This window comes from Stenotrophomonas sp. NPDC077659 (assembly GCF_050268705.1).
GTDB lineage: Bacteria > Pseudomonadota > Gammaproteobacteria > Xanthomonadales > Xanthomonadaceae > Stenotrophomonas.
Map to the genome: position 1 here is coordinate 1 of NZ_JBNNHG010000119.1, position 12,145 is coordinate 12,145.

The 12,145-nt window shown below is 66.9% G+C and carries 8 protein-coding genes; 3 read left to right on the forward strand and 5 right to left on the reverse strand.

Annotated features, from left to right (window positions below):
* Positions 1-107: 107 nt before the first annotated feature.
* Both ACQKDV_RS14925 and blaL2 read right to left on the reverse strand, forming a co-directional pair.
* Positions 108-1,337 carry a cation:proton antiporter gene (locus ACQKDV_RS14925; protein WP_427784712.1) on the reverse strand — a complete coding sequence of 410 codons (1,230 nt, stop codon included), beginning with the start codon at positions 1,335-1,337 and terminating at the stop codon, positions 108-110.
* An 82-nt stretch (positions 1,338-1,419) separates the two neighbouring features.
* A complete protein-coding gene (gene blaL2, locus ACQKDV_RS14930) occupies positions 1,420-2,334 on the reverse strand; it encodes a L2 family extended-spectrum class A beta-lactamase (RefSeq protein ID WP_427784714.1) in 915 nt (304 codons plus the stop codon).
* 175 nt (positions 2,335-2,509) lie between these two features.
* On the opposite strand from blaL2, the gene ampR reads away from it, so the two are divergent.
* Positions 2,510-3,373 carry a LysR family transcriptional regulator AmpR gene (gene ampR, locus ACQKDV_RS14935; RefSeq protein WP_427784716.1) on the forward strand — a complete coding sequence of 288 codons (864 nt, stop codon included), beginning with the start codon at positions 2,510-2,512 and terminating at the stop codon, positions 3,371-3,373.
* 114 nt (positions 3,374-3,487) lie between these two features.
* On the opposite strand, the gene ACQKDV_RS14940 is transcribed toward ampR, so the two are convergent.
* Complete coding sequence (locus ACQKDV_RS14940) at positions 3,488-5,353, reverse strand: ABC-F family ATP-binding cassette domain-containing protein (protein WP_427784718.1); 1,866 nt, start codon at positions 5,351-5,353, stop codon at positions 3,488-3,490.
* Between the two features lie 335 nt (positions 5,354-5,688).
* Between ACQKDV_RS14940 and ACQKDV_RS14945 the strand changes: the two genes are divergently transcribed.
* On the forward strand, positions 5,689-8,076 hold the full coding sequence (locus tag ACQKDV_RS14945; RefSeq protein ID WP_427784720.1) for a TonB-dependent receptor plug domain-containing protein: 2,388 nt from the start codon (positions 5,689-5,691) through the stop codon (positions 8,074-8,076).
* 239 nt (positions 8,077-8,315) lie between these two features.
* Positions 8,316-10,013, forward strand: a complete 1,698-nt coding sequence (gene ybaL / locus ACQKDV_RS14950) for a YbaL family putative K(+) efflux transporter (protein WP_427784722.1) — start codon at positions 8,316-8,318, stop codon at positions 10,011-10,013.
* 249 nt (positions 10,014-10,262) lie between these two features.
* On the opposite strand, the gene ACQKDV_RS14955 is transcribed toward ybaL, so the two are convergent.
* Positions 10,263-11,549 carry an O-acetylhomoserine aminocarboxypropyltransferase/cysteine synthase family protein gene (locus tag ACQKDV_RS14955; RefSeq protein WP_427784723.1) on the reverse strand — a complete coding sequence of 429 codons (1,287 nt, stop codon included), beginning with the start codon at positions 11,547-11,549 and terminating at the stop codon, positions 10,263-10,265.
* Positions 11,550-11,640: 91 nt separating this feature from the next.
* A partial coding sequence (locus ACQKDV_RS14960) for a hypothetical protein (RefSeq protein WP_427784725.1) occupies positions 11,641-12,145 on the reverse strand: 505 nt, incomplete at its 5' end.

A 12,145-nucleotide genomic window follows, 5' to 3' on the forward strand; every position in this document is an offset into this window, starting at 1 on the left:
TGCGAACAGGCGGCCAGGCTGCACAGCGCGGCGATGGATAGCAGTGGGGCACGTACATTCATGCCCCAACCCTAACGGCCATGCCCGGCAGGTGCAAACCGTGCGACTCATCCCTGCGCGGGCGACCCGGCCTGCCGTGGTGCTTCGGCAACCACCTCGGTGGCTGCGACCGGTGCCGAAACGCCCTCGCCCGCCGGCTCCTGTTCGATCGGATCGACATCGAAGGGCGTGCGGAACACCAGCGACGGCAGCAGCGTGGTCAACGCGGCATACAACAACAGCGCACCGAACAGCACCGCCGGAATCTGGAAGCGCTCGCGCATGATCGCCGCCAGGACCAGGGTGAAGATCAGCGTGGGTGCCAGCGCCACCGACACCCGCAGGCTGCTGCGGAAGCTTTCGCCGAACATCACCCGGCGCTGCAGCCAGACCACGCCGATGCGCAGCGGCAGCACCACCAGGGTGAGGACGATGCCCAGCCCCAGCGCTTCAAAGCTGAGTGCTTCGCTCGGCACCTTGGTGCCGGCATTGAAGAAGTAGAATGGCACGAAGAACGATGCAAACAGCCGCAGGGCATGCAGGTTTTCATGCGAGGCCAGCAGCGGCATGCGCTGGTGCAGCAGGCGCGCCACCAGGCCCGCGATGAACGCGCCCACCAGGTAATACACGCCCAGCAGGTAGGTGATGTAGGCCGCCACCATGCCCACCATCACCAGCAGCGAGAACTCCGAGCCCGGTGCGTGCGGTGCCACCCAGCGGCCCAGCGCGATGAACAGCAGCGGCAGGCCGATCATCATCGCCAGCAGGGCCAGGCTGGACAGCGCCATGTGCGCCGGATCGCCGGCCTGCAGCACGATGAACAACGCCGCCAGCGCCAGCAGCTCACCGGCGATGGCCTTGCTGGTCACCCAGAAGCGCTCGTCTTCGCTCAGGCCAAGCCGCGATAGCGAATCCATGATGAAACCGGTGGAGGGCGTCAGCAGCGCCAGCGCCAGCAGGCCCGCGGCCTGCCACGGCAGCGCCGCGTACCGCCAGGCCAACCAGCCAACGCCGAACAGCGTTGCCGTGCGTATGACCAGATGTGCCAGCAGCGGCCACATGCCTCGACGCAATGCCCGCAGGTCCACTTCCAGGCCGGCAAACAGGAACAACGAGGAAATGCCCAGCGTCGCCAGCAGGCCGATCACCGCGTCATGCGCCCGGTCGCCCAGCCAGAGCATGGCGATGATGCCAAACAGGAGGCAGGTCAACGGTGCGGGCAGGCTGAAGCGCTGCAGCGCACGCGGGATCACCAGCAGCGCGAAGATCAGCAGCAGGTAGATCAATTCATGGCTCATCGCAGGGGCGTCCGCAGAAAATGCAGCGCGCAGGATGGCGGCGCGGCCGTGAACAGGCAAGCATGGGCGGCCGCGTGCCGCTTCAGGCGATCATCGCATCGGCCAGCGCGCCGACACGCGCCAGCACCGCGGCGCGCTGGTCCTCATCGACCGATGCCCCCTGCAGATAGGCCGTAATCACCCACGGCGCACCACCCGCACGCGGCCAGAGCACGGCGATGTCATTGCGCGTGTCCTCACCGTTGCTGCCGGTCTTGTCGCCCACCCGCCAGCGCGCGCCCAGGCCGGCACGCAGGCAGGCATCACCGGTCTGGTTGTCGATCAGCCAATCGGCAAGCTGCAGGCGCGACGCGTTCGAGAGGCCGTCGCCCACCACGAACCGGGCCAGACTGGCCGCCATGGCCGCCGGACTGGTGGTATCGCGTGGATCTCCGTTCGCAAACCTGTTCATCTCCGGCTCGTAGCGATCATTGCGGGTCACCGTATCGCCCTGCGCGCGCAGGAATGCCGTCAGTGCGGGCGGGCCACCGCTCACGCCCAGCAGCAGGTTGGCGGCGGTGTTGTCGCTGGTAACCAACGTGCCCCGGCACAGATCGCGCACGCTCAGATCCTTGCCGACGTGGCGGCGGGCCACCGGCGCGTAGGACAGCAGGTCCTGCTCGGCAATCGGTACGCGGGTGTCGAGCGACACGTGCCCGGCGTCGGCCAGACTCAGCACGTGGGCTACCAGCATCGATTTGAAGGTACTGCACATCGGGAAGCGCTCGTCCTGGCGATGCCCACCGATGCGGCGACCGCTGCCGGTGTCCAGCACGGTCACGCCAAGGCGGCCACCGCTGGCTTTCTCCAGCGCGGCGAAATCAGTGGTGCTGGCGATGGCGGCATTCGTGCCAGCAGTGCCGGGCGCAGGCGCTACGGCACGCGCCAGTGCAGGCGCAAGCAAGGAGGATACGAGGGCGGCACCAGTGAACTGCAGGAATTGACGGCGGGCGTGCATGGGCGGGCTCCGGTGGACGTGCCCCGATTATTGGAACCCTGCCCTCACGACACCAGCGGCAATTTTCAGGGTGAGGCATGAATTCAATCAATGACTCCGACAAAGAAACCCCCGCCATGGCAAGACCTCCGCCAATCGAGCTAGGATCAGCCATCACCCCCACTCACGCCTGGTCATGCTGCACCCCACCCTGCCGCTCAATGCCCTGCGTGCCTTCGAAGCCGCTGCACGGCACCAGAACTTCACCCGTGCGGCACTGGAACTGTGCGTCAGCCAGGCCGCGCTCAGCCATCAGATCCGCGGGCTGGAAGACCGGCTGGGCATCCGCCTGTTCCACCGCCTGCCGCGCGGGGTGGCGTTGACCGAGGAGGGCGCAGCACTGTTTCCGGTGCTCAATGAATCCTTCCAGCGTATCGGCGCCAGCATCGCCCGCTACACCGGCGGCCCCGCGCGCGAGGTGCTGACCCTGGGCGTGGTGGGCACCTTCGCGACCGGCTGGCTGCTGCCACGGCTGGGCGCGTTCGAAGCGGCGCATCCGGATATCGAGCTGCGCCTGCAGACCCACAACAACCGCATCGACCTGGCCGGCGAAGGCCTGGATCTGGCGATCCGCTTTGGTGATGGTGACTGGCAGGGGCAGGCGTGCACGGCGATCCTCGATGCGCCGTTCGCACCGCTGTGTGCCCCGGCCGTGGCGCGGCGCCTGAAGCAGCCGCGCGAGCTGGGCACCGTGCCACTGCTGCGCTCCTACCGCAGCGACGAATGGCCGCGCTGGTTGCAGGCAGCCGGGGTAAGCGGCGTGGAGGCGCGCGGGCCGGTGTTCGATTCATCCCTGACCGTGGCGATGGCCGCCGCCGGTGGTGCCGGCGTGGCCCTGCTGCCGCTGCGCATGTTCGAACAGGAGCTGGCCGAAGGCCGTTTGCTGCAGCCGTTCAGCACCAGGCTGGATCTCGGGCGCTACTGGCTGACCCGGCTGCGCTCGCGCGCCGAGCGCGAGCCGGCAAAGCGCTTTCGCGAGTGGTTGCAGGCGCAGTCATGATGTAGAGCCGAGCCCACGCTCGGCTGCTTCATGTCCAATGCCGCGCTGCGCGCGCAAGCCGAGCATGGCTCGGCTCTACAAGAAAGCCAGCCGGCCAGCGGCCGACACTACCGGTCAGGACTCCAGCAGCTCCATCCAGGCCGCTTCGGCTTTTTCCAGCTGCGCGGCGGTGGTTTCGCGGTCGCGGCCGAGCACGGCCATGCGGGTGGCATCGGCATAGTTGGCCGGGTCGGCCAACTGGCGGTCCAGTTCGGCCAGGCTGCCTTCCAGCTCGGCCACCCTGGCTTCGGCGGCAGCCAGCTTGTGCGGGTTGGCCGGCTTCTTCTGCACCACCTGCGCCACCGGGGCGGTCTTGACCACCACCGGCTCTTCCACCTGTTCCATGCGCGCCTTGGTGCCCTGCGCCTGCGGACGGGTGCGCAGCCACGCGGCGTAGGCATCCAGGTCGCCTTCGAACGGCTCGACCACGCCATCAGCCACGCGCCAGTACGTATCGCATACCAGACCGATGAGGTGCCGGTCATGCGAGACCATCACGATCGCGCCCTCGAAGGTCGCCAGTGCTTCGGCCAGGGCTTCGCGCATTTCCAGGTCAAGGTGGTTGGTCGGTTCGTCCAGCAGCAGCACGTTCGGCTGCTGCCAGGCGATCAGTGCCAGTGCCAGGCGCGCGCGTTCGCCGCCGGAGAAACCATCGACCGGCTCGAAGGCACGGTCGCCGGGGAAGTTCCACTTGCCGAGGAAATCGCGGAACGACTGGTTCGGCGCGTCCGGGGCGATCTCGCGGAAGTGCTCCATCGGCGACTGCCCTTCGTGCAGCGATTCCACCGTGTGCTGGGCGAAGTAGCCGATCTTCAGGTCCGGGTGCGCCGAACGCTCACCGGCGATGGGCATCAATTCGCCCACCAGGGTTTTCACCAGGGTGGTCTTGCCGGCGCCGTTGGGGCCAAGCAGGCCGATGCGCTGGCCCGCCTCCAGGCCGAAGCCCACGTTGTGCAGGATGACCGCATCCTTGCCATAGCCGGCTTCGACGTGGTTCAGGCGGATCAGCGAGAACGGCAGCTTGGCCGGCGGTGCGAATTCGATGCGGAACTCGCGCTCGGCGCGCACCGCTTCGGTGCCGGCCAGCTTGGCCAGGCGTTTCATCCGGCTCTGGGCCTGCGCGGCCTTGCTGGCCTGGGCCTTGAAGCGGTCGATGAAGCTCTGCAGGTGGGCGCGTTCGGCCTGTTCCTTCTCGTGTGCGATCTGCTGCTGGCGCAGCTGTTCGGCACGCTGGCGTTCGAAATCGGTGTAGCCGCCCGGGTAGAGCTTGGCGCCGCCACCGTGCAAGTGCAGGGTGTGGGTAGCCACATTGTCGAGGAACTCGCGGTCATGCGAGATCAGCAGCAGGGTGCCCGGGTACTTCAGCAGCCACTGTTCCAACCAGTACACCGCATCCAGGTCGAGGTGGTTGGTCGGTTCGTCCAGCAGCAGCAGGTCGCTGGGCATCATCAGTGCGCGCGCCAGGTTCAGGCGCACGCGCCAGCCACCAGAGAACGAAGACACCGCGCGGTGGTGGGTCTCGGCCGGGAAGCCCAGGCCGTGCAGCAGCTTGCCGGCACGCGCTTCGGCGTCGTAGGCATTCAGTTCGGCCATGCGCGTATGCGCCTCTGCCACGGCCTCCCAGTCTTCGCGGGCGGTGGCGTCCGCCTCGGCGGCCAGCACGGCGGCCACTTCGATATCGCCGCCCAGCACGAAGCTCAATGCCGGGTCGGGCAGCGACGGGGTTTCCTGGGCCACGCTGGCGATGCGCACCTTGCCCGGCAGGTCGACGTCGCCCTTGTCCGCCTCCAGCTCGCCCTTCACCGCCGCGAACAAGCTGGATTTGCCAGCACCGTTGCGGCCGACCACGCCCACCCGGTAACCGGCGTGCAGGGTCAGGTCGACATTGGACAACAGCAGCCGCTCGCCGCGGCGCAAGGCGAAATTACGAAGCGAAATCATGGGGGAAGGCGTCCATATAACCAAATGGAATGTGCTGGTGAGCACTGTTCCTGCGACGTAATTCTAGCCTTAACGAATACTTGACGCGTCCCGGGAAGCAACGCGGTCGCTCCGCTTCTCTCCCTCGTCGAGTCCGCGCGCCTCCCGGGCCCCTGCCCCGCCAATGCTCGCCGCTGCTAAATGATTGCTTTTGCAACGTTTTTTATCATGGCGCGCATTTGACAGCCGCTTCAATTCGCGTTAACTGCTGCATTGCGCACCGCAACAACCGTCGTCCGCCTCACCACGTGATGTCGATTCCGGTGCCAGATCCCGCCAACCGGAGCCCCACCCCGATGACCCGCAAGACCAGCCTGATTGCCGCCGCCATCGCTGTCGCACTCGGTGGCGCTACGTTCGCCGCCGCTGCCCAGCAGGCCGGCAGCGCCGCCAACACCCTCGATACGGTGATCGTCACCGGCACCCGTGTGGCCGACCGTACGGTCGCCGAGTCGCAGTCGCCGATCGACATCATCACCCCGGAAATCCTGCAGTCCACCGGTACCAGCGAACTGGCCACCGCGCTGTCGCGCGCCCTGCCCTCGCTCAACTTCCCGCGCCCGGCCCTGACCGACGGCACCAGCGGCGTACGCCCGGCGCAGCTGCGCGGCCTCTCGCCGGACCAGGTGCTGGTGCTGGTGAACGGCAAGCGCCGGCACACCTCGGCGATGATCAACGTCAACGGCAGCATCGGCCGCGGCTCCTCGGCGGTGGACATCAACGCCATCCCGATCGCTGCCATCGAGCGCGTGGAAGTGCTGCGCGACGGCGCCTCGGCGCAGTACGGCTCGGACGCCATCGCCGGCGTCATCAACATCGTGCTCAAGGGCAGCGGCAGTGGCGGCAGCCTGGCGGTGGACTACGGCCAGTACTCGGCCGGTGACGGCAACAAGTACCAGCTGTCCGGCGACACGGGCGTGGAGTTTGGCAACGGCCGCGGCCGCGTGCACGTGGCCGGTCAGATCAGCCAGCAGGATGAAAGCAACCGCGCCGGCCCCTACCGCGGCACCACGCCGAACACCGGCAACTACCCCGCCATCGGCCAGACCACCTTCATCGTCGGCGACCCGCGCGTGGATGCCACCGCGGCCTCGGTCAACGCCAGCTTCGATTTCAGCGACCACGTGACCGGCTACGCCAGCGCGCTGCTCAGCAACCGCGACATCACCTCGTTCGCGTTCTACCGTTCGCGCAACCACAGCTCGCAGACCGCGCTGCTGGCGCAGATCTACCCCGACGGCTACGTGCCGCAGATCAACCAGTATTCCAAGGACCGTTCGCTGGTGGCCGGCGTCAAGGGCAACACCGACAACGGCTGGACCTGGGACCTGAGCCTGAACCACGGCGAGAACACCCTGGATTTCCACACCCGCAACAGCATCAACTACAGCCTGGGCGCCACCAGCCCGCGTTCGTTCTACGACGGCACGCTGAAGTACCAGCAGGACATCTTCAACGCCGACCTCACCAAGTCGCTGGACTGGGGCCTGGCCTATCCGGTCACGCTGTCCTTCGGTGGTGAGTACCGCAAGGAGAAGTGGGACCAGAACCCAGGGGAGCTGAACTCGTACACCGGCACCGGTGCGCAGGGCTTTGCCGGCTTCACCCCCACCAATGAAGTGCATGCCGACCGCCACAATTACGCGGTCTACGCCGGCCTGGAAGCCGACCTGACCGAGAAGTTCTCCGCCGGCGTGACCGGCCGCTACGAGGACTACTCCGACTTCGGCGACCGCTTCTCCGGCAAGCTGTCGGCGCGCTATGCATTCACCGACAAGGTCGCGCTGCGTGCCACCGCCTCCAGCGGCTTCCGCGCCCCGTCGCTGGCCCAGCAGGGCTACCAGGCAGTGACCAGCCAGTTCCTCAACGGTGTATTCGTCGAACGCGGCACCTTCCCCACCACCAGCGCGGCGGCGCAGGCGCTGGGCGCATCGCCGCTGAAGGCTGAAACCTCCACGTCCTACAGCCTGGGCCTGGTGCTGCAGCCGGTGGATCGCCTGTACGTCACCGTCGATGCCTACCAGATCGATATCGACAACCGCATCGCGCTGTCCTCCAGCATCACCACCAACGCCGCCACCAGCGCACTGCTGGGCACGCTGGGCCTGCCGCAGGTGACCGCGTTCTCCTACTTCACCAACGGCCTGGATACCCGCACCCGTGGCGTCGACTTCGTGTCCAGCTACACCGTGCCGTTTGCCGCCAGCAGCCTGGAACTGACCGCGGCCTACAGCTACAACGACACCAAGGTGCAGCGCGTGGGCGGCACCCCGGCCGTGTTCAGCACCCTGGGCCTGACCCAGTCGCTGATCGGCCGTGATGAGATCGGCCGCATCGAGGACAGCTACCCGCGCGACAAGACCGTGCTGAGCGGCACCTGGCGTTCGGACCACTGGGAACTGGGCCTGGCCGCGACCCGCTACGGCGAATTCACCGTGCGCAACTCGGCCACCGCCCTGCGTGACCAGACCTACGGCGACAAATGGGTGCTGGACGCATCGGTGAGCTACAAGCCGAGCAGCAACTGGACCCTGACCGTGGGTGCGGACAACCTGCTGGACGAGTACCCGGACCGTACCGAAGACCTGCAGAACTCGACCTTCGGCATGCTGCCCTACAGCAACTACTCGCCGTTCGGCTTCAACGGCGCGTACGTCTACGGCCGCATCAAGTACAACTGGTAAGCGGTAACAGGCGCGCCGGGCCCAGCCCCGCATTGCGCTGGTAGTGCCGGCCGCTGGCCGGCATCCCCTCGCCGCCTCTGGAGGAGAGCCCCTTCCTGTTGAAGGGGCGCGCCGAAGGCGGGGGGTAGAGGAGAAATGCGCGGGCAAACCTGCAGGCCACGTGCCGTGGCCTGCGGGTTTGCCGTATCTGGCCTCATCGGTGAAAATCGGGGCATCCCCCCGATTTCCTGCGAGTGCCGATGCACCATGACACCGACCTGATCAACATCGTGGCCGTTGGCCTGGGGCTCGCCTTCATCTTCGGCGCGCTGGCCAACAAGCTCCGCTTGTCTCCTCTGGTCGGGTATCTGGTGGCTGGCATCTGCGTCGGCCCGTTCACCCCTGGCTTCGTGGCCGACCAGGCGCTGGCCAACCAGTTGGCCGAACTGGGCGTGATGCTGCTGATGTTCGGCGTCGGCCTGCACTTCTCACTGAAGGACCTGATGGCGGTCAAGGCCATCGCCATCCCCGGCGCCATCGGCCAGATCGCGGTGGCCACCCTGCTGGGCTGGGCGGTGGCGTGGCTGATGGGTTGGCCAGCCCTGCACGGTGTCATCTTCGGTTTCTCGCTGGCCACGGCCAGTACCGTGGTGCTGCTGCGGGCGATGGAAGAGCGTCGCCTGCTGGAAACCATGCGCGGCAAGATCGCCGTGGGCTGGCTGATCGTCGAGGATCTGGCCTGCGTCCTGGCGCTGGTGATGATGCCGGTACTGGCCGGCGTGTTCGGCCCCGACGCCTCCAAAGAAACCCACACCCTCGGCAGCGTGCTGGCCGACATCGGCTGGACCTTCGTGCAGTTGGGGCTGTTCGTGGCGGTGATGCTGGTGGTCGGCCGCCGGGTCATTCCATGGATCCTGGAGCGCATTGCCGGCACCGGTTCGCGCGAGCTGTTCACCCTGTCGGTGCTGGCCATCGCGCTGGGCGTGGCGTTCGGCTCGGCCATGCTGTTCGGCGTGTCCTTCGCGCTGGGCGCATTCTTCGCCGGCATGCTGCTCAACGAATCCGAACTGAGCCACAAGGCAGCGCATGATTCACTGCCGCTGCGCGACGCGTTCGCCGTGCTGTTCTTCGTTTCAGTAGGCATGCTGTTCGACCCCAACATCATCGTGCAGCACCCCTGGCAGGTGCTGGCGACGGTGGCGATCATCATGTTCGGCAAGTCGGCGGCGGCGTTCTTCATCGTGCGCGCCTTCGGCCACCCGACCAGCACCGCGCTGACCATTTCGGCCAGCCTGGCGCAGATCGGCGAATTCGCCTTCATCATCGCCGGCCTCGGCGTGGCCCTGCAGATCCTGCCCAAGGAGGGCCAGTCGCTGGTGCTGGCCGGTGCGCTGGTGTCGATCATGCTCAACCCGCTGGTATTCGGCCTGCTGGACCGCTGGCAGGCCAAGCAGGAGCAGTCTCCGCAGGCGCCCGAACCGGAAGAGGCCACCGGTCCTTCGCGCGACCTGCATGACCACGCCATCGTCATCGGTTATGGCCGGGTGGGTAGCGAGCTGGCCCAGGTGCTGCGCGACCGTGGCGTGCCTGTGCTGGTGATCGATGACAACAAGGAACACGTCGAGCAGGCGCATGCCAAGGGGCTGGCGGCCATCCGCGGCAGTGCCGCCGCCGACCGGGTGCTGGCCGAAGCCCATCCGGAGCGGGCGAAGATCGCGGTGCTGGCCATTCCGCAGCCGCTGGAAGCCGGCGAGGCGCTGGCCAAGCTGCGCGCGATCAACCCGGACCTGACCCTGCTGGCACGCGCGCACAGCGATGCGGAAGTGAAGCATCTGCTGGAACACGGTGCCGATGGCACGGTGATGGCCGAACGCGAACTGGCCTATTCGCTGGCGGAGATGATCATGTCCACCCCGCCGTACCGGAACCTGGGGCAGCACAGCATTCCGGTGGTGTAACGGCTGTTGGTAGATGTCGACCTTGGTCGACACGGTAGATCCACGCCATGCGTGGATGCTTCTGGATGACCTTCCTCCACGCATGGCGTGGATCTACTACAGAAAAATCCCCAACGGGCCCGCACCCGTCGGGGATCAGTACTGCTGGGGATTGCCCGTTTTTCCACGCCTTGGAGAGGCAGTTCCACCGTAGCGCATCCTGCGCTGCGTGGTGATCGCCGCTGGCGATGACGACCAAGCCGCTGGCTATCAGGCGGCGGTCAGGGCCTGTTCCAGATCGGCGCGCAGATCCTCGATGTGCTCGATGCCGATCGACAGGCGCACGGTGTCTTCGCTGACACCGGCACGCGCCAATTCTTCCGCATTCAACTGGCGGTGCGTGGTCGAGGCTGGATGCGTGGCCAGCGATTTGGCATCACCCAGGTTCACCAGCCGGGTGAACAGTTTCAGCGCATCCAGAAGACGGGCCCCGGCCTCGCGGCCACCGGGCAGGCCGAAGGTCAGCACGCCGGAGCCATGCCCGCCGAGGTAGCGCTGGGCAGCCGCATGCTCGGGATCTTCGGCCAGGCCGGCATAGCGCACCCAGGCCACCTTGGCGTGCGCCTGCAGGTACTGCGCCACCGCCAGCGCGTTGGCGTTGATGCGCTCCATGCGCAGGGCCAGGGTTTCGATGCCCTGCAGGATCAGGAACGCGTTGAACGGCGACAGTGCGGCGCCGGTGTTGCGCAGCGGCACCACCCGCGCGCGGCCGATGTAGGCCGCCGGGCCGAGCGCTTCGGTGTAGACCACGCCGTGGTAACTGGGGTCTGGCTCATTCAGGCGGGCAAAGCGCGTGCGCTGCGCGGCCCAGTCGAAGCGGCCCGAATCGATGATGGCCCCGCCCAGGCTGGTGCCATGGCCGCCGAGATACTTGGTCAGCGAATGCACCACGATGTCGGCACCGTGATCGAACGGGCGCAGCAGGAAAGGCGTGGCCACCGTGTTGTCGACAATCAGCGGCACGCCGGCGGCATGGGCCACCTCGGCAATCGCGGCGATATCGGTGACGTTGCCACGCGGGTTGCCGATGGATTCAACGAACACCGCCTTGGTACGCGCGTCGATGAGCGCGGCAAAGGCAGCGGGGTCTGCCGGATCGGCAAAGCGCGCGGTGATGCCGTACTGCGGCAGCGTATGGGCCAGCAGATTGAGGCTGCCGCCATACAGCGCGCTGGCCGCCACGATGTTGTCGCCGGCCTCGGCGATGGTCTGGATGGCATAGGTGATCGCCGCCTGGCCCGACGCCAGCGCCAGCGCACCGATGCCCCCTTCCAGCGCGGCCAAGCGCTGTTCCAGCACGTCGGTGGTGGGGTTCATGATGCGGGTGTAGATGTTACCCGGCACCTTCAGGTCGAACAGATCCGCACCGTGCTGGGTGTCATCGAAGGCGTAGGCCACGGTCTGGTAGATCGGCACCGCCACCGCGCGCGTGGTCGGGTCGGGACGGTAGCCGCCGTGCACGGCCAGGGTTTCCAGTTGCCACTGCGGGTCGCTCATCGCACCTGACTCCTTCCGGGAAACGGCCACCATAGGGCAGCCGTTGCACACGGGTCAGATCAATGCGTGATGACCGGCTTACTGCCGGTTATCAGCGCGGCTCGCCCGGGCACGCAGGCCCCTCGTCGCCGCCGCACAACGCCACCCCACTCAGCCACTTCACCCAGGTCACCACGTCGGCCTCCTTCACTTCGGTGCGGAACGCCTTCTGCACGGTATAGAAGCCCTGCTCGCCCTGGATGCCCTTGACCCAGGCGGTTTCCGGCTTGCCGGTACCGGGGTTGAGCGGGCAACTGAGCATCAGCACCGCCATCTGACGGCCCAGTTCTACGCCTTCACGCAGCCAGTTCACCTCCGCATCCGGGCAGGCACCGCGCCAGCCGGCTTCCATGGAGCCAAGGAAATCGCGTGGCGAGACCCACGCAGAGTTCGGCGCGATATTGACCGTGACCATGTCGGTCCACGCTTCCACCGTCTGCCCTTTGGGCACGAACTCGGTGATGTGGCCGGTCTGCGGATCGGACGCCTCAAAGGCTTTGACGTAGCCATCGAACCTGGGCATCAACACCTGTTCGCTGGCCGCCATCGCGGTGGCG

Excerpts from the sequence above, each read along its gene's own strand:
- ACQKDV_RS14925 (WP_427784712.1), bottom strand. The coding sequence starts at position 1,337 with ATGAGCCATGAATTGATCTACCTGCTGCTGATCTTCGCGCTGCTGGTG.
- blaL2 (WP_427784714.1), bottom strand. The coding sequence starts at position 2,334 with ATGCACGCCCGCCGTCAATTCCTGCAGTTCACTGGTGCCGCCCTCGTA.
- ampR (WP_427784716.1), top strand. The coding sequence starts at position 2,510 with ATGCTGCACCCCACCCTGCCGCTCAATGCCCTGCGTGCCTTCGAAGCC.
- ACQKDV_RS14940 (WP_427784718.1), bottom strand. The coding sequence starts at position 5,353 with ATGATTTCGCTTCGTAATTTCGCCTTGCGCCGCGGCGAGCGGCTGCTG.
- ACQKDV_RS14945 (WP_427784720.1), top strand. The coding sequence starts at position 5,689 with ATGACCCGCAAGACCAGCCTGATTGCCGCCGCCATCGCTGTCGCACTC.
- ybaL (WP_427784722.1), top strand. The coding sequence starts at position 8,316 with ATGCACCATGACACCGACCTGATCAACATCGTGGCCGTTGGCCTGGGG.
- ACQKDV_RS14955 (WP_427784723.1), bottom strand. The coding sequence starts at position 11,549 with ATGAGCGACCCGCAGTGGCAACTGGAAACCCTGGCCGTGCACGGCGGC.